Source organism: Spiroplasma helicoides (genome assembly GCF_001715535.1).
Taxonomy (GTDB): Bacteria; Bacillota_I; Bacilli_A; order Mycoplasmatales; family Mycoplasmataceae; genus Spiroplasma_A; species Spiroplasma_A helicoides.
Map to the genome: position 1 here is coordinate 836,149 of NZ_CP017015.1, position 24,073 is coordinate 860,221.

Below are 24,073 nucleotides of genomic sequence, written 5' to 3' on the forward strand. Positions count from 1 at the left end.
TAAAATAAAGTCTCATTTATTAGTTTTTTTCTTGAATTTGTTATTATACTAGTAAACTAGTTCACTAATTACTTAGCAAATAAATTATTTGCATTACAAGAATATTAAAACTTATGATTGAGTTTCTTTGATTGACAAGAACTTCTTCATTGTTTTTAATTAAAAATGTAAAATCACTATCATTAAACATTTCTGTATTAGAATTTGAAGTTGCCAATACAACTTTCGCATTTTTAGATTTAGCTATTTCAAAAATTTTAGTTATAGATGAAGTTAAACCAGAATAGCTTAGAACAAAGCACACATCACCCTCTTCAACATTATTGACATACTTTTCTTGCACATCAAAATCACTAGAGTGAAAAACACTATACCCTAACTTTATTAAATAATTATTAAAAATTGTATTTATGTGGATATTTGGTCCTTTACCAAACAAAAAAACTCTTGGCTTTTTATCTTTTAAATATGTAGATATTTCTAGAAATGTTTCGAAATTATAATTTTTTAATTGATCAATATTTTCTTGAATATTGTTAAAAAAATTAAAATTGTATTTTAAGTTTGTTTTTTTTGATTTTAGTGTTTTAAATATTGAGTGCTCTCAGGTTAATACTGAAATTAATTCTTTATATCCATTTAAATTTAGCTCTTTTGCAAACTTCACAATACTTGATTTGCTACAAAAGCATTTTTCAGATACTTCAGCAATACTTAAATTATTTATTCTATCAAGATTGCTCAAGAAAAAATTTGCTAGTAATTTTTTAACTGAATTTTCATTTGAAGAAGATATTATTTCTAACTTTTTAATTAAATTATGATTTTTTATTTCCATTGCAACCTCTTATATTAGCAATCATTAAAACTATTATATACTTTAAGTGGTTAAAATAAATAAAAACTTCTTACAAGAATTAAATCCTTAAAAGAAGTTTTTTTTAATAGTTTATAACTATACCCTTATATCTTGTCATACTAATTAATGACTCTCTTATTCCTTGAACACCTTCTCCAGAATCTTTTATACCTAAAAATGGAAAACAATCTGGACCACGTTGTGGTCTGCTGTTTAAATTAACAGTTCCTGTCTCAATTTTTTTAGCTACTTTTATTGCTGTTGATAAATCTTGGCAAAAGACACTGGCTTGTAAACCGAACTCTGATTGATTTGCAATCTCAATCATTTTATCAACATCATTAATTCTGATTATTGGTAATACTGGACCGAATGGTTCTTCTCAAGCTAATTTCATATCGACTGTCACATGATCAACTAATGATGGTCACATCAAGTTTTTTTCTTTTTTGTCACCATAAACAATGGTTGCATTTTTAGCCTTGGCATCATCTATTAAACCTTGAATAAAATCAGCTGATTTTTCATCAATTACAGGAGTAATGTTTGCATTATCAAAAGGACTACCCACTTTAAGTGCTTCAACTCTAGTTTTTAGTAAAGGAACTAATTTATCAGCTATTTTATCACTTACCAAAACTCTTTTAATTGCAGTGCATCTTTGACCTGAATAACCAAAAGCACCAGCAATTATTTCATCTGCATATTTTTCTAAATTTTTATCATCCAATACTAAAGCAGGGTCTTTTCCTCCAAGTTCTAAAACAAGATCTGTTGAACTTCCTTGTTTACGAATTTGTTTACCAATATTTACACTACCTGTAAAAGAAATCATATTTATTTCAGGATTTGAAGTAATAATATCTCCAATATCTCTTCCTCTTCCTGTAACAATGTTAAAAATACCTTTAGGAAAATTAGCATCAACCGCCAATTTACCCATATAAGCCCCTACAAGACTACCTGCTGTTGCTGGTTTGAAAACAACAGTATTTCCAGTAACTAAGGCAGGAATAATTTTTGCCAAAGCTAGATTGAATGGATAGTTAAATGGAGAAATGGCACAAACAACACCTTTAGCCACTCTGCTAAAAATACCTAACTTATTTCTTGCCCCCATTCCTTCACCTGTCATTGCCAATGGGTCTAATCTTTTAACTTCTTCAAAAGTGTAATCAATTATTTCAACTGTTCTAATAACTTCATTTAAAGCTTCTTTAACCCCTTTAGCTATTTCTTCGGCCATAATTTGAGCTAATTCATCTTTATTTTTTAGAATTTCATCTCTGAATTTTTTTAAAATTGCTATTCTTTCTAGCAATGTTTTTGCTTCTCATTGAGGTTGCGCATCTCTTGCGGCTTTGTATGCTTTATTGACGTCTTCTTCTTTTAAAGCGCTAACTTTTCCTGCAACATCAAGAGTAGTTGGATTTAATATTTCAACTCATTGACCATTATCAATAAATTCATTATTTATAAGTGCTTTGTATTCTCTCATTAATTTCAATCCTCCGCCATTATTATACAACTATTGCATAAAAAATTATTTCACATTGAAAATGTCATGCATAATAATTGATCCTGCAATTGCAACATTTAAACTATCAATTTTTTCAGAAGTTTTTAAAATGACATTTTTTTGTGCTAATTTCTGAACCCTTTCACTAACTCCGTTACCTTCATTGCCTAAAATTAAAGCAATTTTATCATGAGATTCAAAATCAAAAATACTGTTTTTTTCTTTTAAATTTGTAGATATTATTGTATATCCTTCATTTTTTAATTCAACTATTCTTTTTTCTAAATCGCAATATTCTATGTTTAAATCAAAATGATTACCTTGTATTGCTCTTAAAACTTTTGAATTAAAAAGAAACACAGTTGATTCAGAGCAAATGATGTTATTAAAACCAAACGCAAAGGCACTTCTTATCAATGTCCCTAAATTACCTGGATCTTGAACATCATCCAAAATTAAAACATTACTATCTAAAAAATCTTTTTTTACAATATTACAAATAGCAAAAACTTCTTGACTATTTTTTAAATCACTAAGTTTTTGAGCAACATTATCACTTATTTCAATAACATCAATGTTTTGAAAGGTATTAACAAATTTTTTGGTTACAAAAATTTTATCAACAACATTATTTTTGATAGCTTCATTAACAATATTTAATCCTTCTATCAAATATTTTTTATCTTCCAATTGACTTTTTTTGGTTTTATATTCAAGTGCTTTTAGAATTAAACTGTTTTTAACTGAAGTTATTTTTTCTATCATATGTTTTCCTTCCTTCAAATAGGATTTTATTCAGATGTGAATGTAAAACCAATTTCATATAATTTATTTTCTGGGTTTAAATAGTCCATTCCCTTGTAATCAGGATTTTCAACTGGGTAACCATAAAGGTGTTGGGCTCTTCTTGGTGGATCGACTAATTTTGATTGTAAGCTGATCAAAGGATTAACTCTTTCGCCTCTTTGTTTTTTTTCTTTAACTTCATTCATAATGTCTTCATAATCTTTTACATCTTTTTGCTTTACTAAAATAAATATTTTATTTGTTTCTCATCATTTAACAATTTTTTGATATTCTTTTCAAGAAAACTGTTTTGGTGTGTCTGACGCAATTAATCTATTATGTTTTTCATCTCAATCACAAACAAAATCTTTTCATACAACCCTTCCAGTTCTCCCGTTATTCATCAACTCATGGGTTTTATTGATAACTGTTTCTAAAGTAGGCATTCCATAGCCGATAAATGTATTACCAGTTCAAAAAGTTATAAAACTAGCTTTTCTAGGGTTTCATATTTCTTCAAAACAAACAGTTGCTACTCATCATCTACCATCAGAACTATTATTATAAATTTCAAATCCAAATTTTGTATTTTTTAAAACAACTTCATATTTAGTTGTTTTCACTACTTTATGTCTGAAAGTATTTACGATTGTTTCGATATCTTGTTTAGATATTCTTTCTCTAGAGTTTCTTGATGCCTCTTCTATTCTTGTTTTTGCATCTTTAAACGGACTTCTGGGAAGTGCTTGGTCAATTCTATATGTACTAAATAGTCTGTCTTTACTATTTGGGTCTGGCATAACTGTTTTGTTTTCAGTTGGAGTTGTTTCACTGTTTTCTTGTGAATTCATAAAGTCAGATGTTCCAGTTTCAGGATTATTTTCATAAATTATTTCTTGTTGATTATTTTCTATACTTTCCCTTTGTGCATTTTTAATTCTATCAATCAAGCTTTTTGCATCTGACTTTGATTTTGCATAATCTTCATTATTGTCTGTTGCTGTTATGTCATATAAAGAGTAGCTTTTCTTAATCTCTTTTTCACTTAAGTCGATAGTTTTTGTGCTAGTCTTAAAATCAGCAAACTCATGATTTGACTCTTCATTTGCTAAATCCTCAGATTCTAAAAATAGATCTGGTATTTTTGGATCTTTTGGATTAGATGGTTTATAATCATAAATTTCATTATTATGTTTTTTTGATTTATTATTCGCCATAAATTAACCTCCTTCTCTAAAAACAATGACTAGTATTTTTCTTCTATTCTCTTAAAATTAATCTTATTTTTTTTATCATAAGCATCTAATATATCTTCTTCACTGAAGTTGAGGATCGATGCCACTGAGAAAAAACTATTTAATAGGTTAATATAATTTTCTATACTTCTATTTTTATTAAAAATTGCAAGTTTTTCATAACATTCTAAATAAATATCAATTATTGATTTATTTTTTAAATCAAATTTATAAGAATCTGGATTGAACCCGATTGTATAACCAATTGATAAAATAAAGTGTATTCCATCAACATACTCTTCTAATAAAACATCTTTTTCACTAGCTTTTTTATTTGATCAAAATTTAAACTCTCTTTGCTCATTTATAAATTCTCCAAACTCTACAAATAAAGCAACTATTTTTTTAGATAAAGTTTCTTCATTTTGAGGTATATTATGTGTGCTTTCAATATTTGCATCCAATTTTTTTTGTTTTTCTATAAGATTTTTAATATTTGTTATATTTATCATTTTGCCTCCCAATACTTTAATTTTAAATAAAAAACAATAGTTTACACTATTGTTTTGACATAAATTTATTTTTTTTATACTTTTGCAAGATCTTCGGCTTTGGGTTGAGGTATTGCAATTGTTTTTACAAATAAAACTTTGTTTTGAACTGGGTTTTCTTCAGTGTTTTGAATCTCACCTTTTTGTTTTAAAGTTGGTTTTGTAGAAATTAAAGAAAGTGTAAAACTTTTATCATCTTTTGAACCCTTAATTGTGAATAAGTAGATTGTTTCATCAGTTAAAGTTGCATCATCTTTATCTTTAGTTGCTTTAACTTTTAAATCAGATAATTCTACAAATAAACTTTTTAATGATCCTAAAAAACTCTCACTATTTTTATCTTGAACTTCAACATATGTACCAGATACATTTTTAACATGTAGCATTGATTCTGAACGTGTCATATCTGAATCAGGGTAATCTAAACCTAATTTATTGTAAATGATAGATAATGGTCCATTTTCAGATAATTTGTCACTTAAAACAACTTTTACTTTTTTTGAATCTGTTAAGTATGCTATAACATCTGCATCACTTTTACCTTCAACATATGAAAGTTGTGGTTGCTATTCTTTCGATCCACAAACACTGCTGAAAAAGAACTTAGTTGCAACCAATCCAAAAGAACTCATTATTGCTAACAATTTTTTCATATTTCCTCATATTAGACATAAATTTTTTTTATTTTATATATTATTTCAAATAAAAAGTTCTAGAAAATTTTCTAAAACTTTTTATTTTAATAGCCTGGTTTTTTAAGAAGTTTGAACATATTTTGTTTATAAACTTCAACCCCTGGCTGATTAAATGGATTTATTTCAAGTAAATAACCACTCATAGCAACCGCCTTCATAAATCAGTAGATTGCATATCCAAACATTTCTGCATCCATTTTTTCAAATTCAATAACAATGTTTGGCACTCCCCCAGTTATTGAGTGAGCTTCTAAAACACCTTCAAGTGCAGTTTGATTAATTTTATGAAATGAATTTTTTGTTAAATAGTTTAAACCATCTAAATTTTGCTCATTTGTCGGAACATTAATATCTTCTTGTGGATGTTTTACATCAATAATTGTTTCAAATAAAACATTTTTTGTTCCATCTTGAATAAATTGTCCCAATGAGTGTAAATCAGTTGAAAATACACAACTAGTTGGAAATAATCCTTTACCATCTTTTCCTTCTGATTCACCAAATAATTGTTTTCATCATTCATTAAACATTTGCATTTGTAGTTCATAACTTACAAGTGTTTCTGATGCATAACCCTTTTGGGTATGTAAGATATATCTTGCAACTGCATAATGGTATGCGCTATTATCAAGACTTTTTAAATCTTTCATAGCTTTTTGAGATCCTTTGAATAAAGAATCTGTATCAACTCCAGCAACTAATAATGGAAATATACCCACTGGTGTAAATACACTAAATCTACCACCAATATCATCTGGAATAGTGAAAGTTTGGTAACCTTCTCCATCAGCTAATTGTTTCAAAGCACCCTTTGCTTTATCAGTAACAGCTACTATTCTTGATTTAGCAACTTCTTTTGATTTGCTATCAATCAAGTATTTCTCAAAAACTCTAAATGCAATTCCGGGTTCAGTAGTTGTTCCCGATTTAGATATATTTGCAATCGCAAACTCTTTACCTTTTAAGTAATCTAAAACTTGCTTTGTGTAGCTAGAACTGATCGTATTTCCAATATAAATCAATTCTACTTTATCTGTATGATATAGGCCTCTAATCATTTCATCAGCAGCTCTTGCACCTAAGTAACTACCGCCAATTCCAATAACTAGTAAAACATCTATTTCTTTACGGAGTCTTGATGCAACCTCTTTCATTTTTGCATATTCTTCTTTGTTATAATTTTCCGGTCAATCCAATCATCCTAAAAAATCATTTCCTAAACCTGTTTTGTTTTCAATCATTTCATGTACTTTTTGTACTCTATTTTTATCAAACTTTTTAATTTCTTCTTCTACTTTTGATTTTGAAAAATCTACTTTTATCATAAATCCTGCTCCTTATGTAATTGTTAATCTTTATTTGGTATCATATTTTTTAAATTATCGAAACCATCTCCAGTTTCTTTAATTTTAGATTCTTTCTCTTTTAAAAGTTGTGGTCTTATTCTTTTAAAACTCAATTTTACTTGATTTTTATCACTTAGAAAATCAATGACTTCTAATTCAATTTCTTCTCCAACTTTAACAAATTGACTAATATCACCAACGAAATAATCTGAAAATTCTGAAATATGTATCAAACCTTTTACAACACTTTCATTATCAACAACTTCACAAAAGGCACCATAGTTAACAATACTTGTTACCTTAGCTTTAACTTTTTGACCTTTTTCTAACATTTCCTTGCTCTCCTTCTATAAAAATTATAAACTTATTTTAGGAAATATTTAAGGGTTTAGACCAAAAATATTGATTTTAGAGGAAAAAATGGAAATTAAAGAATTAGAACAAAAAGTTAAAGATATTTTAGATCAATTAAGAGTATATGTTACACAAGATGGTGGCGATATGGAGTTTGTGGCCTTAAAAGACCGCATTGTTTACATTAGATTATTGGGAAATTGTGTTGGATGTGGATTAACAGAAATTACTTACAAAGAAGGAATTGAGAGTATACTTTTTGAAGAATTTCCATACGATATTGATGGTGTAGAATTAATAATGTAACAAAATAGGTTTAATCATAGATTAAACCTATTTTTTATCTGTTCTTTGTTTTTCTTTTTCGATTGTTTCGATTGCTCACTCTAACTGTTGATATTTATCATTAGCTTTTTTATTTAAATCGTCTTTATAAATTTTAGCTAATTGAAAGTATACTTCTTCTATTTTTTTAAATGGCATACTTGGGTCTACACCTAAAACCTCATAAGGATTTAAATCTTTTGGAATCTCTACTGTTTCTAAAATTTGCTTTTTTTCTAGTTTAATTAATTTATCAATTTTATTTTTTTGTAATTCTTTTATTTTTACTTCAATTTCTTTTTCTAAATCCATTTTTTCCTCTTCAAATATAGAATAGTAATTTTGATAATCTTTTTCAAACTTAAACAACTTTAGTGACTTTTTTCTCAATTGTCATATTTCATCAACTTCTTTAATAAATCCGTTATTTTCATAATTTATTAAAATATTTGCTTCATCATAAAAAAAATCTTTATATCATGGGTGTTCTAAAAAATTATTATAAGGTTCTAAAAATAAATGGTTTTGTTTTTTTAATAAAAACATTCATTTTTCTTTGTTATCTTTTGTAAGAACAATAACATCTTCGACTTTTATTTTTTTGAACTTTTCTTTAACATCTTTTTCCTTACTTTTTTTAATTAAAGTGATTGCTAGTCAAACAACAACTCCTGCTGCAATAACAACTGCAGAAATTATATATTGTATATTGTCCATACTTTATCCTCCCAAAATAGTTTTAACCAACAGAACCTTCCATATCCATTTTAATCAGTTGATTTAGTTCTACTGCATATTCTAAAGGTAATTCCTTAGTAAACGGTTCTAAGAACCCCATAACAATCAATTCAAGTGCTTCTTGCTCACTAATTCCTCTAGACATCAAATAAAATAGTTGCTCTTCACTAACTTTTGATACTGTAGCTTCATGTTCAATTTGTGACTCGTTATTGTGAACTTTATTTTGTGGAATAGTGTCTGAATGTGATTGATTATCCAAAATCAAAGTATCACACTCCACTCTTGCTTTTGAATTGATAGCATCTTTACCAATAAATGCTAAACCACGATAATTTGCAGTACCACCTTGAAAAGTAATTGACTTAGAAACAATTTTTGATTTTGTTTCTTTTCCTAAATGAATCATTTTACTTCCCGCATCTTGATAAACCCCTTTTTTAGCAACTGCAATTGAAATAGTGTCGCCCTGAGCTCTGTCTCCCTTTAAAATACATGAGGGATATTTCATATTTATTTTTGAACCGATGTTTCCATCAACTCATTCCATACGACCATCTTCTTCAACCAAACTTCTTTTAGTAACTAAGTTTAAAACATTATCACTTCAGTTTTGAACAGTTGTATATCTTACATGACTTCTTTTTCCAACAAAAATCTCTACTATTGCTGCATGTAAATTGTTTTTTGAGTAAATCGGTGCAGTACATCCTTCAACATAGTGAAGTTCAGCATCATCCTCAACAATGATTAGCGTTCTTTCAAATTGACCTGCTTGTTGATAATTAATTCTAAAGTATGCTTGTAATGGTCTTTCAACTTTTACCCCTTTTGGAACATAAATAAAAGTTCCTCCAGACCAAACAGCACTATTTAGAGCAGCATACTTATTATCTGTACTAGGTACAAGTGTTCCAAAATATTTTTTAAATATTTCAGGATAATTTTTTAAAGCGGTATCACAATCTGTAAAAACAACTCCTAAGTCAGAGACTTCTTGTCTTAGTTGTTCATATACAGGAGTTGCATCTCACTGAGCATTAATACCCATAAAAAAGTTTTTTTCAGCTTCGGGAATTCCAAGTCTATCATAAGTTTTTTTGATGTTATCTGGCAATTGTTCTCAACTATCAACCACTTTATCAGTTGCCCTTGTATAGTAATAATAATCTTGAAAGTCAATAAAGTTCAAATCTGGTCCAAAATTTGGTTGACTCATACCTTCAAATTTGTTTAAGCTTTCTAGTCTAAAGTTAAGCATTCATTCTGGTTCTTGTTTTATTTTTGAAATATCTCTAATAATTTGTTCATTTAAACCTTTACCAACACTTAGCGATGAGAGTTCTCCCTCATTGAAACCATATTTATAATTACTTATCTCTTTAATTTCTTTTTCTTGTTTTAATTTTTTCATTACTTGACCTCATTTTCCAAAATAGATCTAATTCCATCAGCTCCTAAAAGAGCACAATTTATTCTATTTCCTTGATGGTGAATTTCTCAAAACACAATCAATTCACCAAGCGATTCTTCATCATATTCTTTTCCTGTAATCATATTATGATAATTATTTAAGTATTTTAAAGCTTCTTGCTTAGTTTTATTTTTAACCAAACTACACAAGATATCAACTGCAGCTCCACTTATAGAACATGATACTCCATCAAATCTAGCATCAACAATTTTACTATCTTCATAAATTATTTGCACATCAATAGCATCAGCGCATGATTGAGAATCTTGAAACTTGATAAAAGAGTTTTTTGCATCAGTTAATATACCTTTATTTTCTGGTTCAGTATAGTGTTCCATAATTATTTGTCTTAACATTATTTTGTCTTTTTTATCTAACATAATTAACTCCTTTATAAAACAGTTTCCATTCAGTTATCAATATCATTTAAAGCTAGAATCAAAGTATCTAAATCTGCTTTTTCGTTGTAAATTGAAAGGCTAATTCTAAGTGTGTTCTCCACTTTTAAAAAGTGGTGCGAAAGTCTTGCACAATGTTTACCAACTCTAACTAATATATTGTACTTTTTGTTAAAAAAGTCCCCAACATCTTGGGCATTTATTCCTTTGATATTCATTAAAATTATTGGTTCATCACTCTCTAAGTTGTAAAAAATATATTTATCTTTGTCTAAACTTTCAACCGCTTTAACGAAATGATTTTTTAACATTATCAAATAGTTTTGAATTTTACTTAAGCCAATCTGATTTATATAACATATAGCTGCTTTAAGTCCAGAAATAGCACTTAAATTTAAGGTACCTGCTTCAAATTTATGTGGTATTTTTGCCAACCTAAATTTATCATATTCAATAAACGAGTTATTTCCCCCTCCATACATTAAGGGATTAATTTTTTCTAATCAACTCATTCTACCTCATAAAATTCCCAAACCAAAAGGACCAAACATTTTATGTGCTGAAAAAGCTAAAAAATCAATGTCTCACTCTTTTACATTAGTAAGTTTATGAAAAATAGATTGTGCTGCATCAATAATCACAATAACATCTTTGTTGATGCTTCTAATTTTCTTAACTATTTCTTTTATATTATTAGCTGCACCCACTGTATTTGAAACTGATGCAAACGATACTACCTTAGTATTTTTTGTAACACAGTTTTGAATTTTTTCTATACATATTGATCCATCATCATTCAAATCAAAATACTTTATTTTAAAGTTTATTTTCTCTTCTAAAACTCTTCAAGGCAATAAATTTGAAGAGTGTTCAAGATCTGTTAGTACAATTTCATCTTCATTGTTTAAATAATCTTTAAGACCAAAAGCAACAGTGTTTAAGGATTGAGTTGCACCACTTGTAAAGATAATCTCATTTTTATCATAAGCACCAATAAAATTTGCAACCAACTGTCTTGTTTCATCTATTAAGTTATTTGCATAAAAAGCATTACGAAAAAGATTGTTGTGTGCATTAGCAGCAATATGAGTATTGTAGTAATTTTCAGCATCTAAAACTACTTTTGGTTTAAGACTTGTTGCTGCAGAATCAAAATAAATGTCTTGTTTATTAAACTTAAAGTATGGAAAGTCCTTTTTAAAGCTCATATTAATTCATTCCTTTTAAAATTTCTTTTAAATAAATCTCAATTTCTTCATTTTCACAACCAATAAACACAGGTTCAAAATATCCATTAATTATTAATTCTTGGGCAACAGTCTTAGACAACCCTCTTGATTCAAGATAAAATATTTGGTCAGGATCAAGCATTCCGATAGCATTTGCATGACTTGCAACAATGTCGTTTTCATCAATAAGTAAAACAGGATCTGAATTTGCTTTTGCATTTTTATCCAAAACTAGTAATCTTAATTCTTGATGCGCTTCACTAGAGCTTGAACCTTGTCTAATATCACTTATGCATCTAATAAAACCTTTGGAAGTATCTTTTAATACTTCATAGGCTTTTATATTTGAAGTTGTATTTTTTGCTAAATGAACAACTTTGATAATAGAGTTTTTTTCAGTATTTTTATTTAAAATTGTTGAACTATAGAATTCAATTGATGATCCTTCTTCAATCAAGTTAATAGTAATATTATCATCACAGCTTACATTGCTTAAGTTTGCAATATTTAAGGTTAGTTTTGAGTGTTGATGTAAATCAAAGTTAAGATTAAATATTTTTTTATCATTATTGGTTATTGGTAGTAACAAGATTGATAAATTAACTTCACAATCATTATCTATTATAAAATTTATATCTCCATCAACATTAGCAAGGGTTACAACATCATTTGTTGAGTTCTTATAAACAATTTCTTTTAATAAACTATTTGATAAATCTTTAACTTTATCAGATTTAAAAATATCTTTCATTAGGCATTAACTTCCTTAGCTCAGTTGTAACCTTCTTTGTTTATTTTATCAACTAATTCAATACCCCCACTTTTAATTATTTTTCCATTAATAATTACGTGTGCATGGGTTGGTTTAACTTGCTTGAAAAATCTGTCATAATGAGAAACAATTAATAACCCTTGTTTTGTTAAATCAATGCTATTTAGATTTTTAGACACAATTTCTAATGCATCAACATCTAATCCTGAATCAATTTCATCTATCAAACTAAAAATTGGATTTAACATTTTTAATTGTAAAATCTCGTTTTTCTTTTTCTCTCCACCTGAAAATCCATCATTTACAAATCTTTTTAGCATATTTAGATCAAAATCAAGTTGATTTGCATTAGTTCTTATATCTTGAATAATGTCTTTTAATTTGTGTTTTTCATCACTATGAGAATTAAATGCATACTTCAAAAACTCAAGATTTGAAACTCCTGGAATAGTTTGAGGGTTTTGCATTGCTAAAAATAAACCAGCCTTACTTCTTTCATCAACACTCATTTCTAAAATACTTTGCCCATCTAGTAATATATCACCTTTAGTGATTTCATACTTAGGATGCCCCATTATCGCCATTAACAGTGTTGATTTTCCGTTACCATTTGGTCCCATTAAAGCATGAATTTCTCCAGAATTAACAACTAAATTAACCCCTTTTAAAATCTCTTTTTCTTCAATACTTACATGTAAATTAATTATTTCAATTTTATGCATAAACGTTCTCCTAACTTATTTTATTATAAATGTTAGTTGGCAAACTTACTCTATAAGTTAATAAAAAGTTTAAATTTATTTTGTTTAATGACTTTTTTTCTTTATAATTACTTTGATAACAAAATTCAAGGAGTGAATAGTGTGAAAAAGTTATTAACACTACTAAGCAGCTTATCACTAATCGGAAGTGCTGGAACAATGGCAGTTTCATGTGGTAGCAAATATGATATTAAACAAGACGGGAACTCTGTTTTAGTTAAATTCTTAACTTCATTAGACGGACACGCCCAATTAGATTCCTCAGACTTATTGTGGGAATTGATAAATAGTTCGGGACCAACAAAAAGAGAATCATTTTTATTAGAAATGCTTCAATTGTTAAATGTTTCATTATTAGCAAATTCTGAAACAGTTATGAACAAAGATGAGAAAGACTACAATAGTAACAAAGATTACAACAAAGGTCTTAAAGAAGCTTTAAAATACAAATGAGATACTTTACAAAAATCTGTAGATCTACAAATGCAAAGAGAAAAAGATACTTACAGAGTTAAAAATGGTAAAAGCTGAGAAAAAGAATGAAGAAAAATGCTTGTTGAGAAATATACAGTGTATCAAGAAGATACTAAAGATATGGATCAATCTTTCTTAGAAAACAAATATAAAGCAAATATTCTATTATCAGACTCAACCAATAGTGCTTCAAAAGCAATTTTAGATGTTTTACTAAATACAGATAGCTATGGAGTTAACTGAGTTTCAATTCAATCAGTTAAAACAAAATTAGCAAACTTATTAGATGTTATTGGTGATGATGCAAAATTTGAACAAGTTTATAACACTGATAAAAAAGCAATATCACAAATATTGAATGCACAAACTAATGATACAAGCAAATGAGTTGATGTAAACTTGAACAAACCTTCAGATTCTTCATCTTCAGAAGTATCTTTATCAGCAGCTGATGCAAAAGCTAAAATCCAAAACATTAAAACAACTTATATAAAAAATGACGTGCCAGAAGATATTTTACAATGACAAACTAGCTCTTCTGATACAAGAAAAGGTATGTTAAGTAAATCTCAACTATACTTTTTAAATAAATTTTATGAAACTAAAGCACCATTAGCTATTAGTGAAATCACAATTCCATTTGCAACAAATGGAAAATTTGATGACGGATTAACTTATGATGACTTTAAAGGTGATAATGATTTAAGTGCAATTGATGCAACTAAATTATTGGCAACATTAACATCTAATGGAGATACAAATTTACCTACTCCAAGTGAACCAGGTGAATCAGAAGATGATTCAGATTTAGATCTTGTTCAAGTGGATGAAGCTGGACAAAAAGACAACAATCAATTTTGAATTTCTGCTTTGAGAGATAATACAAGAGTTACTTCAATTCTTTCAACAGCAACAGTTAAAAAATATGATAAATTATTAACTTTATCATCAACTGATTTTTCAAATACTTTAAAAACTGTTGTTTATGATTACGTATTTGGAAACGATAAAGTTAAACCAGCAACAATTGATCCAAAACTTAAAGTTGAAGATTTAACTTCAAATGTTGACAAAGATGCTCTTAAAAAGAACTTTGAAACTCAAATAATTACACCATTATCTAGAAAATCAACAGATGGTAAAGACTTTTATGGTGTTTTAAAAGGTTATAACGATAAACTTATGTTTATGGAAACAGATGGGTTACACATCGTGTCAATCGATGGTTACAATAAATTAAAAACTTATTCAGAATCAAATGAATCTGATTTAACACAATTGCAATGATTTAATAATTTCCATAAATTAGATGACAATAAAAAAGTAGCTTATTTATCAGGGGTTGGAGTTACTGATGAAACCGACTATATGAAACATTTAAATAGTGGTATCAAAAGTGATTACCTAAGATATTTAGTTAATAGCTCATTAATTGGAGGTATTAGTGATGCTCCTGTTTCATTTGATATAGTTTCTGACTTGAAAAAATGAGTTTCATTAACAAGTTCAACAGATAGTGAAACATATTGAATGACATCAGTATTTACTTATTTCAAAGATATAACATCTATTGATACAGTTGACAACTTTGTAAAACAATTAGTTGTTTTTGGACAAGATGATCCAAAAAACCAACACGGGGATGAAGTGGCAAAATCTCTTGAAGGTTGAACTGTAGATAAAATAACTGTTGCAGAAACAAACTTATCTATAGCTCCAGTTATTAGATTTATGGATAAATATACAAATTGAAAAAAAGAAGTTGCTGCAAATACAACTTCTGGATATCCAAAATCAATGATAAATAATGAAAAATTTAGTTCTGATACTTTAGATGCTACTGTATCTGCTATTTGAAGCATCGAAAAACCAGTCGTATCAAAAAGTCTTGCAATGCATTACATAAGCAATCAATTAGGGGGTAATTTATAATGAAAAAACTTTTAGGATTACTAGGAGCTGCATCATTAGTTGTTTCTACCTCAGCTGTTGCTGTTGCATGTAATAAAGATAGACCAACATCAGCAAAATTAAACCGTGATTTAGCAAGACAATTAATTGCATCAATTGCTGGTGGAGATCCATCTTTAGCATATAAAGATTTTGGAGATCTATTCTCTGATGCAGATATTACAGCAACTGTTGTAAAAATTATTAATGATTTATTAGGTAAAAAATATGGTTATGAATCTACAAATGCAAATTTAGATAAATTAGGTTTACAAAAATATGAAGACCTTGGTGAAAATGGTAAATTACCTGATTCATTTTTAAACAACTATAACTTGCAAGCAGGAACTGTAGCTGAAGATTTATTGTTTACTGAATACAGTACATCGATATCAAGCAATAGATTAGATTTAACTCAAATAGACTCAAAACTTTATTCATTAAACCCAACTGAAGATGTTGTTGTAAAAGATGTTAAAAACAACACATTTACAGTTAAAGCTAAATCTAAAATAAGTATTTTAAAAGATGGTGGAAAAAAAGTTTGATCAATTAGAGCGGAAGACAAAAGCACTCCATCTAATACTCCAGAATTAGCTGATTTAACTAGTTCAACAAATCCATTTTATGTAAATGACGACAAAGGTGCAGAACATCAAATTACTGCAAAAACTGCTTTAAGACTAAGATTTCAAGATTATTTTGATAATAAATTAGTAAAAGATATCATCGATAACATCTTGACTATGTCTTACATTGACTCAAATGCATTTTCAATTTTACCAACATCAAACGAATCAACAGATTATGGAGCATATATTAATACTAGTTCTCCCCTATTTGCAAAAACTCAATCATGATTTACAACAAATACAACAGGAACTGGTAGAAATTGAACTACAAACGTTAGAATGGTTTGATCTTATAAATTTGAAAGAAAAAATGAAACTAAAGTAACTACAGCATTAAATGATATTTATTCTAAAGCAGTTGACCCAACAAATGGAGAAATATTAAAAGATAAAAGTTTAATAAAAGATGTTATGGGTGAACTTGCAACCGCTTTGCAAAAAGATAACCTAATATATAATGGTGATAACTCAAATGCTTATGACTCATTCTTTGGAAATCAAGGATATAAAGGGTTTACAGTTTATGATAATGGTTCATCATTAGGAACTAGTCCAATTGCTTCAAAAAGTTATGAAAGTGCTGTTAAAGCAGCTACAAAAGCAGGAATCTTGATGAAATCTGGAAATCCATATTATGAAGATTCAAGCGATAAAAATATTGAAGAAATTGTCTTTGTACTTCCAATATATATGATTGAATTATTAGGAGCAAGTGTTGAATCAAGTGGACAAAGCACTTATGAAGTTCAAGGTGCAACTGATGATAGTAAGAAAGCAATTCAATTTGGTTGATCTGGAATCAACAACACAAAATATGCAGATATCTGAAATCAAGACAATAATAAAGAATATCATTCAAAAGATGTTCAAAATTTAATTAAAGACTCAAAAGAAAAAGCAAGAGCTATGGTAAACCAAATTAAATATTTAGTTTCACAAGATAGCTCAACTTCAGAAATAGCTAAAACAGTACTTTATTCAAAATACTTAGATGCTGATTTGGTTTATTATGCTGGTTTATATGATTCAATTGGAAAATACATTAAAACAGATAAAGATGAAGATAAATAAAAGTTTATTTAAATAAACTTTTTTTATTTAATATTTAAAAAATATAGGTAATTAATTGGATTTTTTGTAAAATAACATTATAGAAGGAAGTTATAAATATGGAAAATTGTATTTTTTGTAAAATAGCCAATGGTGAAGTTAAAACATATAAAATTTATGAAAATGACTATGTAGTTTCTTTTTTGGATGCAAATCCAAACTCAGAGGGACATTGTTTAGTAGTTCCAAAAAAACACTCAGAAAATTTTGAACAAACAGATGAACAATATCTTGTTGAAGTTGCTAAGGCTAAAAAAGAAATAGTTAAACTATTAAAATCTAAATTAAAAAAGAAGCCAGTAGGATTTAACTATGTATCTAATCAAGGTGTAGAAGCATATCAAACTGTATTTCATTACCATGAACATATAATTCCAAAATATGTAAAAGAACATGGATATGGTTTCTCAATTAAAAGAGATCCTAATGATGAAAAAGATTTTGAAGTTATTCACAAATGATTTTTATAATAAAAAACCTAGCATCAACGCTAGGTTTTTTATTATTGTTTTTTAAAATGCTTTAAAAAACTTCTTCCATCTTCAGTCATAATTCTTGCTGTTCAACCATTTTTTTCCGTTTTTAGTAGTTCTTCATTCACTCTATAAATTCTTGCATCAAGTGCATCAAGTGAAGAAACTATTATAGCTTCAATTAAACTTGGCTCAACTGGAGAACCATACTCGTGTTTCCCATGACTCGCTAAAATGATATGTTGTAATTTGACAGCATCTTGGTGTTGTTCATCTGATAGATTAAATTCTTTACTTTTTGCATTAACAAACATACTTCCTATTGAAATGTGACCAATTAACTTCCCTTCATCAGTATATTCAGAGGCGTTCTTACCCTTCATTTCAATAACTTTACCAATATCATGCAAAACAGCTCCACAAAAAACTAAATCTCAATCTATTTGTGCATAAGCATATATTTCTTGCAAATTTTTAGCTGCTTTTAGCAATGAAAAACTGTGTCAAAATAGTCCCCCTATTACATTATGGTGAATTGAGGTTGCTGCAGGATAAGTTTTATACTCATCTAAATAATCATCTATTATTGATAATGTAATTTTTCGATATACTTCATTTTTTACTTCTTCGATGGTTTTTAAAAGCCATTCAAAACCTTTATCTATATTTAATGGGGCTGTTATTGCAAACATATCGTCATTTATACCATAATTCAAATATTCTTCAGGATCTATAATATGATACGAGTTGATTTTTATTTGTAGCTGTTGACGATAAACATTTACAACACCATCAACTCTAATTATTTCCCCTTCTTTTATTAACTCTAAATCTTTTTCAGAGCAATTTCAAAGCCTTGCTTCAATTCTGCCTGTTTTGTCCACTAAGTTTAAGATTAAGTAATTTGAACCATTATTACCTGTAGAAAGTATAACCTTTTCTACTCTTGAGTTTATTTCAATACTTTTGCTATCTGCGTTTATTTCCTTAATTCACATATAATAATTTCCTCTTGTCAATAATATATTTTAACAAAAAAAAGCACTTTTTTAAAGGTGCTTTAAATTAACAACCCTGGATTTGTAATTATTTTGTTAAATTCTTGAACTAGCAACGTTGCTTTATTTAAATCTATAAAGTTATTATCAAAACTCAATGTTACGTTTACATAGCTAGATAAAATCATTTCTCCTTTAACTTTAGAATGTACATCACCAATAGCTAAAGAAATCACACTACTATTTGCTAATTGTAAATTTGATGAAAGTATATTATAATCTGATAAATCTAGTAAAACAACTTTTTGTGTTTTTTGACCAAATGGACTATGTATTATTCTTTTTGATATCTCTAAAATAGAGTCATCTTTATTTATCGAAATATCTTTATATTCAAATAATTTCTTAAATTTTTTTCCAAGACTAATCATTTTGAGACCATCTAGATTTAATTCTTTAAATTCATCTAAAACTACTCTAAGTGCTTTTATATAGAAACTTGATAAATTAAATTCGATACCTTTTAGAGAAAATGATTTTTCCATCAATGCATATAGATTTAATAATCCTGTTATATCAACCTCAAAGTTTAGTACACTTACATTTCTTGATGAATTATTGATTGAAACTCTTTCATTGTTTAAATTAGTAGATGAGCTTTGCAATAAATTATTCAAATTTCTAATTTCAATTTCTAAATCATTAATTTTTTTTCTTTGAGTATGAATTTCTGAAACAGCTTGATTTTTACCCATTGAAAATAAAGGACTTCTAATTTTTTCTTTTAAATATAAAACTTGTTTATTTGCTTTATATATATCCCTTTTCATTTCTTCAATTGTATGTTTTAATTTACCATCAATGTGATGTTCTTCATGTTTCTTTTTAAATTCATTAGGTAGCAAGTCTTTGTCTTCACGCAATTTTGAACCTTGTTGCTCCAAAATTTTAATATGATTTTCTTCTTTAAATTGAGGTCTCTCTGCAAAAACTTTTTCAACTTTTTTATCAATTTGTTCTAAATCTTCAAAATTGAATTCTTCAATTAGTGATTGATCATTTTTTTGAGATAATCTATCAAAATCGTAATTTTTATTTTGCTCCTCAGGTTTTTCAGCATCATTTAAAGATTTTTCATCATGAGCAATACTTTTTTCTGATTTTTCATTTAATTCAGAATTTGCTAATTTTAGTTCATTGTTTTCTTTTAATATTTTTTCTTCTATAACATTGATTGATCTAGAATTTTCTACTATTGGTTCTTGACTTTCATGTTTCAAAGCTTCTTCTATATCAATTTTATTTAAAACTGGACTTTTATTTATAAAATTAGTATCTTCATTTGTATCAATAGTTTTTTCTAGAAAGTATTCTTTTTCTGAATTCTCAAAACTTTCAAAATTAATACTATTCAAATTATCTAATTCTTTTGTTATCCCCTGAGCATCAACAACATTATTATTGATACTGCTAAAATTATCTTCATAACTTATTTTTTTGTTGTTGTTTTCTTCTCCAATGCTAAATGGCTTTTTATCATTAAAGTCAAATGTTTTAGTTGATTCATCATCTTCAATTATAGTTTCTTTAATGCTGATTTCATCTATAACTATAGGTTCATCATCGATGTCTTTAACTTCAGAAGATTCAGTCTCTATGTCTTCTTTTATTTCAAAATCTCCATCATTTTTATTTTCATTATTATGCGCTAATTCTTTTTCATTGTTAATGTATTCATCAATTGTTGATTCTTTATTAAACTCAAAATCATTGGTTGTATCTTCGCTTTCAATCTCTAAAGAATTCAATTCCTCAAGATCATAAGTATTATTAATTTCAGAATCAACTTCTATTGTTTCAGTTCTGTTTAAATTTTCAATAACATTAAAATTTTCTAAACCCTCTTTAAGAGTATCATTCATTTCTGAAGGTTTTCTTAACAAAACGTCTAACTCTCTTCAATTAATAACATCAAAAAGCGTATCTCCATGCGATACAATTAAAGATTCAATTATATATATATTTCTAATATATCCATTTATAGGAGATTTGATTTCAAACTTCTCAACTTGTGTAGAAACTTTTGCTAATAAATCGCCAGCTTTTACTGGTTGACCATCACTAACCAAAACACTTTCTACTATACCTTTGTATTTGCGCGAGTTTTTGAATTTAACTTTTTCCATATTTTAGCCCTCTTCAAATAAAGATAAATGTTTGCCCATAAACACTTATTTTTATTTTACCTCATTTGTTTTATATTTGTAAAGGTTTTAAACCAAGTTTTTCAATATATTTTTTTAGAGCTTTCATACTTTGTTGATAAATATATTCATTTTTTTCAAACCTTGTATCAAATTTTTTATTAAGTGTGTTAATAATTCCCATATTTGCTTTCATTGGCTTTAAATATTTTATTTTAGGATTAGTAACATAGTCAATCAAAGAACCTAAAATAGTTTTTTGAGGAAAAGGCTCAAACTTTTTTCCGTGATGTTGGCAAAATAAAGCTATAAAAACTATCATTGCTGATGCAAACGACTCAATATAACCTTCCACGCCAACTACTTGCCCTGCAAAAAAGATTTTTTTATTTCGCATAACTTGAAGTTTTTTATTTAATATTTTGGGGGAGTTAATATAATTATTTTTATGCATAACTCCAAACCTTACAAACTCAGCGTTATTTAAACCTGGAATAGACTTAAATATTCTTTTTTGTTCCGGTCAAGTTAAATTAGTTTGAAAACCTACCATATTATATAGTTCATCAATAGCATCATCCTTTCTTAATTGGATTACAGCATATGGATCAATTTCTTTTGTTGCTAAATTATTAGGAGACATTGGTCCATTTAACAAAAGTTTTTTAGATTGTTTTGCAAGTTGTTCTATTGGTTGGCATCCTCTAAAAAATACTTTTTTTTCAAAATCTTTTAGTTCAACTTGTTTAGCTTCTAACAAGTTCTTATGAAAATCCTCAAATTGGCTTTCATTTAATGGTAAACATATATAACTTTTATCATTATTATGTCTTGAATTTCAGTATGCCACTTCAAAATCAATTGAATCTTTTTTTATTATAGGAGCTGAGGCATCTAAATAAAATAGCTTTTGATTTCCAATTAATTCGTTAATTTTAATTTGAAAGCTTTCTGTTATCAAAGGTCCACAACATATTACATTAATTTTTTTATCATCTATTTCAATCAATTCTTCTTCGATTACTGTTATATTTTTGTGGCTTCTAATTCTTTTATCTATAAGTTCTGAAAACTTTGCTCTATCTACAGCAAGCGCGTCATCTGCTTTAACTTGTGTTTTGTATGCACAATCAAGAACAAAAGAACCTAATAGTTCTAGTTCCTTTTTCAAAATACCAACAGCATTTTGTGTCGATGTGCTTCTCAAAGAATTTGAGCAAACTAATTCAGCAAAAGTATCTAATTTTTGAATTTCATTTTTTATTCTTTTTTTCTTTTCATAAAGTATAACTTTTATTCCATTATTAGCTAATTGATATGCCAATTCACAACCAGCTAGTCCTGCTCCAATAATTGTAACTTCCATAATTTCTCCTAACGTATTATAAAAACCAAAACTATTAAAGTTTTGGTTTTTATTTTTTTTCTAAATAGTTTTTTAGATCTCTAACTTTATCAAGCTTTTCTCAACTAAATTCTTTTTTTCCAAAATGTCCATATTTTGAAGTTCTAAAGTAAATAGGTTTTCTTAAATCTAAGGTTTCAATTATTTTTTTTACATTAAATGAAAAATTCTCATTTATAGCCTTATAAATAATATCCATTGGAACATTGTTTGTACCAAAAGCTTCAACAAATAATGAAATTGGGTTTGGTCTACCAATTGCATAACTCACTTGAATTTCAACTTGATCTGCAAGTCCAGCAGCCACTATGTTTTTAGCTGCATATCTTGCCATATAGGCAGCACTTCTATCCACTTTTGTTGGGTCTTTTCCAGAAAAAGCCCCTCCACCATGTCTTGAATATCCTCCATATGTGTCAACAATAATTTTTCTTCCTGTTAAACCAACATCTCCAAGCGGTCCACCAATAACAAATTTACCTGTAGGATTAATTAAATATTCAAAGTCTGTATTCAAATTATGTCTCTTTGCTATTACATCCATTATATTTTTTTTAATAAAACTTTCAAATTCTTCTTTATCATAATTTTCATCATGTTGTACTGACATTAAAATTGTTGATATTGTTGGATTTTTAGGGTTTGTATAATTCATAGTGACTTGTGATTTCATATCAGGTTGAGCATATTTGAATAATCCTGCCTTATTAAGTCTACTTGCTAAGTGCACTAAATCGTGAGCAAGTTGGATTGAGTAAGGCATATAAGACTCAGCTTCATTTATTGCATATCCAAACATTATCCCTTGGTCACCAGCACCAATTTCATCTTTTATCGAGATTCCTTGTGCAATATCTGGTGATTGTTCACTTATTTTAATTTGTACTTCACAATTATCTGGATCAATACCTGTTTCTGCACTTGAATACTTTACTCTTCTAAGAACAGCTCTAACATGTTCTTCATAATCCACCTTAGCTTTTGAAGTTATTTCTCCAGTTACCAATATATAGTTTTTACTTGCAACAGTTTCACAAGCAACTCTAGAAAATGGGTCTTGTTTTAAACAAGCATCTAAAATAGCATCTGAAATTTGATCACAAAGCTTGTCAGGGTGCCCTTCAGACACAGATTCACTTGTAAAAAATCTTTTCATATATTTAAAATTCTCCTTTTACTAATAAAAAATGACCTCAAAGGGGCCACAGTAACTCAGTCTTTCTCTTATTGCTGGTTTCCCCTAATTTAAGCACCTAAATTAATAGGTTGCTACTACTTCATCGAGTTTATTCTCTCTGTAGTTCTGAATAAAAGGTTATATTTATCTCCTTAATAATAACAAAATATTTAAAAAATGATATAACTTTTTTACTAAATTTGTAAATAAAAAAATGCAGTTTTACTGCATTTTTAGTCATTATGTGATAAGTCTAATGCATACACATCAAATTGACCCATGAACCAGAATGCAAAGATGACATTTTGTTTTCTGATTATAAATTCATCATTACCCATAACATTTATTGCCTCATAAATAACATTTCCAGCATCTTGTTCAAGATTTATTCTCATTCGTTCAAAATCATAAATCGTAGATCTACCATACATTTCATTTTTTCTTTCAAATTCAACTTCTGTTAGAATCCTCTCGTAAGTATCTTTGTATTTAGCAACCGTTCTTAATCTTTGCTCAATACCTTTACAAACATTTTTAACTTCTTTGTCAAGGGCAAATAACGCTTCATGTAGATTTCTTAGTTTGTCATGTCTTTTCATAATTGCCATC

General features: G+C 27.8%; 24 protein-coding genes and 1 riboswitch. Of the genes, 5 read left to right on the plus strand and 19 right to left on the minus strand.

All coding sequences use genetic code 4. From position 1 onward, the window contains the following. Positions 1–64 precede the first annotated feature (64 nt). The 6 genes from SHELI_RS03745 to SHELI_RS03770 all read right to left on the minus strand — a co-directional run bounded on the left by SHELI_RS03745 (position 65) and on the right by SHELI_RS03770 (position 5,354). On the minus strand, positions 65–838 hold the full coding sequence (locus SHELI_RS03745; protein ID WP_069116795.1) for a MurR/RpiR family transcriptional regulator: 774 nt from the start codon (positions 836–838) through the stop codon (positions 65–67). Positions 839–941: 103 nt separating this feature from the next. Beyond that, positions 942–2,357, minus strand: coding sequence for an NADP-dependent glyceraldehyde-3-phosphate dehydrogenase (locus SHELI_RS03750; RefSeq protein WP_069116797.1), 1,416 nt, complete (start codon positions 2,355–2,357; stop codon positions 942–944). A gap of 45 nt (positions 2,358–2,402) precedes the next feature. Next, positions 2,403–3,143, minus strand: a complete 741-nt coding sequence (locus SHELI_RS03755) for a TrmH family RNA methyltransferase (RefSeq protein WP_084449255.1) — start codon at positions 3,141–3,143, stop codon at positions 2,403–2,405. A gap of 26 nt (positions 3,144–3,169) precedes the next feature. Next, positions 3,170–4,381 carry a hypothetical protein gene (locus SHELI_RS03760; protein ID WP_069116799.1) on the minus strand — a complete coding sequence of 404 codons (1,212 nt, stop codon included), beginning with the start codon at positions 4,379–4,381 and terminating at the stop codon, positions 3,170–3,172. A gap of 29 nt (positions 4,382–4,410) precedes the next feature. After that, complete coding sequence (locus tag SHELI_RS03765) at positions 4,411–4,911, minus strand: dUTP diphosphatase (protein ID WP_069116801.1); 501 nt, start codon at positions 4,909–4,911, stop codon at positions 4,411–4,413. Positions 4,912–4,985: 74 nt separating this feature from the next. Then, complete coding sequence (locus SHELI_RS03770; RefSeq protein ID WP_069116803.1) at positions 4,986–5,354, minus strand: hypothetical protein; 369 nt, start codon at positions 5,352–5,354, stop codon at positions 4,986–4,988. 37 nt (positions 5,355–5,391) lie between these two features. Here SHELI_RS03770 and SHELI_RS06195 point away from each other — a divergent pair, with 37 nt between their 5' ends. After that, entirely contained in the window at positions 5,392–5,709 is a 318-nt protein-coding gene (locus SHELI_RS06195; protein ID WP_069116805.1) for a hypothetical protein, read from the plus strand. Here the strand turns inward: SHELI_RS06195 and SHELI_RS03780 are convergent. Together SHELI_RS03780 and SHELI_RS03785 are read right to left on the minus strand one after the other, a co-directional pair. Further along, positions 5,690–6,970: a glucose-6-phosphate isomerase gene (locus tag SHELI_RS03780; RefSeq protein WP_069116807.1), complete on the minus strand. Its 1,281-nt coding sequence runs from the start codon at positions 6,968–6,970 to the stop codon at positions 5,690–5,692. The two genes, SHELI_RS06195 and SHELI_RS03780, sit on opposite strands and share 20 nt — an antisense overlap. 23 nt (positions 6,971–6,993) lie before the next feature. Then, the gene (locus tag SHELI_RS03785) at positions 6,994–7,323 is read right to left on the minus strand and encodes a S1 RNA-binding domain-containing protein (protein WP_069116809.1); all 330 of its coding nucleotides are present in this window, start codon (positions 7,321–7,323) and stop codon (positions 6,994–6,996) included. 88 nt (positions 7,324–7,411) lie between these two features. Here SHELI_RS03785 and SHELI_RS03790 point away from each other — a divergent pair, with 88 nt between their 5' ends. After that, a complete protein-coding gene (locus tag SHELI_RS03790) occupies positions 7,412–7,651 on the plus strand; it encodes a NifU family protein (protein ID WP_069116810.1) in 240 nt (79 codons plus the stop codon). Positions 7,652–7,678: 27 nt separating this feature from the next. On the opposite strand, the gene SHELI_RS03795 is transcribed toward SHELI_RS03790, so the two are convergent. From SHELI_RS03795 to sufC, 6 genes are read right to left on the minus strand one after another with little or no spacing between them, the layout of a single operon-like run. Next, a complete protein-coding gene (locus SHELI_RS03795; protein WP_069116812.1) occupies positions 7,679–8,386 on the minus strand; it encodes a DnaJ domain-containing protein in 708 nt (235 codons plus the stop codon). A 22-nt stretch (positions 8,387–8,408) separates the two neighbouring features. Continuing rightward, positions 8,409–9,821, minus strand: coding sequence for a Fe-S cluster assembly protein SufB (gene sufB / locus SHELI_RS03800; protein WP_069116814.1), 1,413 nt, complete (start codon positions 9,819–9,821; stop codon positions 8,409–8,411). After that, positions 9,821–10,261 (minus strand): iron-sulfur cluster assembly scaffold protein, encoded by a 441-nt coding sequence (locus tag SHELI_RS03805; protein ID WP_069116816.1) that lies wholly within the window; start codon positions 10,259–10,261, stop codon positions 9,821–9,823. Before SHELI_RS03805 ends, sufB begins: the two co-directional genes overlap by 1 nt. Positions 10,262–10,272: 11 nt before the next feature. After that, complete coding sequence (locus SHELI_RS03810) at positions 10,273–11,487, minus strand: aminotransferase class V-fold PLP-dependent enzyme (RefSeq protein ID WP_069116817.1); 1,215 nt, start codon at positions 11,485–11,487, stop codon at positions 10,273–10,275. Between the two features lies 1 nt (position 11,488). Then, positions 11,489–12,259, minus strand: a complete 771-nt coding sequence (locus tag SHELI_RS03815) for a SufB/SufD family protein (RefSeq protein ID WP_069116818.1) — start codon at positions 12,257–12,259, stop codon at positions 11,489–11,491. Next, complete coding sequence (gene sufC, locus SHELI_RS03820; protein ID WP_069116819.1) at positions 12,259–13,002, minus strand: Fe-S cluster assembly ATPase SufC; 744 nt, start codon at positions 13,000–13,002, stop codon at positions 12,259–12,261. Before sufC ends, SHELI_RS03815 begins: the two co-directional genes overlap by 1 nt. A gap of 141 nt (positions 13,003–13,143) precedes the next feature. On the opposite strand from sufC, the gene SHELI_RS03825 reads away from it, so the two are divergent. From SHELI_RS03825 to SHELI_RS03835, 3 genes are all read left to right on the plus strand, one after another. Then, positions 13,144–15,447, plus strand: a complete 2,304-nt coding sequence (locus SHELI_RS03825) for a lipoprotein (RefSeq protein WP_069116821.1) — start codon at positions 13,144–13,146, stop codon at positions 15,445–15,447. Beyond that, positions 15,447–17,168: a lipoprotein gene (locus tag SHELI_RS03830; RefSeq protein WP_069116823.1), complete on the plus strand. Its 1,722-nt coding sequence runs from the start codon at positions 15,447–15,449 to the stop codon at positions 17,166–17,168. The genes SHELI_RS03825 and SHELI_RS03830 overlap by 1 nt, the downstream gene beginning before the upstream one ends. A 98-nt stretch (positions 17,169–17,266) precedes the next feature. Next, positions 17,267–17,677 (plus strand): HIT domain-containing protein, encoded by a 411-nt coding sequence (locus SHELI_RS03835; RefSeq protein ID WP_069116825.1) that lies wholly within the window; start codon positions 17,267–17,269, stop codon positions 17,675–17,677. A 32-nt stretch (positions 17,678–17,709) separates the two neighbouring features. On the opposite strand, the gene SHELI_RS03840 is transcribed toward SHELI_RS03835, so the two are convergent. From SHELI_RS03840 to SHELI_RS03860, 5 genes are all read right to left on the minus strand, one after another. After that, complete coding sequence (locus SHELI_RS03840; RefSeq protein WP_069116827.1) at positions 17,710–18,678, minus strand: 3'-5' exoribonuclease YhaM family protein; 969 nt, start codon at positions 18,676–18,678, stop codon at positions 17,710–17,712. Between the two features lie 62 nt (positions 18,679–18,740). Further along, entirely contained in the window at positions 18,741–20,864 is a 2,124-nt protein-coding gene (locus SHELI_RS03845) for a biotin/lipoyl-containing protein (RefSeq protein ID WP_069116828.1), read from the minus strand. A gap of 70 nt (positions 20,865–20,934) precedes the next feature. After that, positions 20,935–22,248: a methylenetetrahydrofolate--tRNA-(uracil(54)-C(5))-methyltransferase (FADH(2)-oxidizing) TrmFO gene (gene trmFO / locus SHELI_RS03850; protein ID WP_069116829.1), complete on the minus strand. Its 1,314-nt coding sequence runs from the start codon at positions 22,246–22,248 to the stop codon at positions 20,935–20,937. A 49-nt stretch (positions 22,249–22,297) separates the two neighbouring features. After that, positions 22,298–23,443: a methionine adenosyltransferase gene (gene metK / locus SHELI_RS03855; protein ID WP_069116831.1), complete on the minus strand. Its 1,146-nt coding sequence runs from the start codon at positions 23,441–23,443 to the stop codon at positions 22,298–22,300. Positions 23,444–23,508: 65 nt separating this feature from the next. After that, positions 23,509–23,601: riboswitch (SAM riboswitch) on the minus strand. 96 nt (positions 23,602–23,697) lie between these two features. Then, positions 23,698–24,063, minus strand: a complete 366-nt coding sequence (locus SHELI_RS03860; protein WP_069116833.1) for a hypothetical protein — start codon at positions 24,061–24,063, stop codon at positions 23,698–23,700. Between the last annotated feature and the right edge of the window lie 10 nt (positions 24,064–24,073).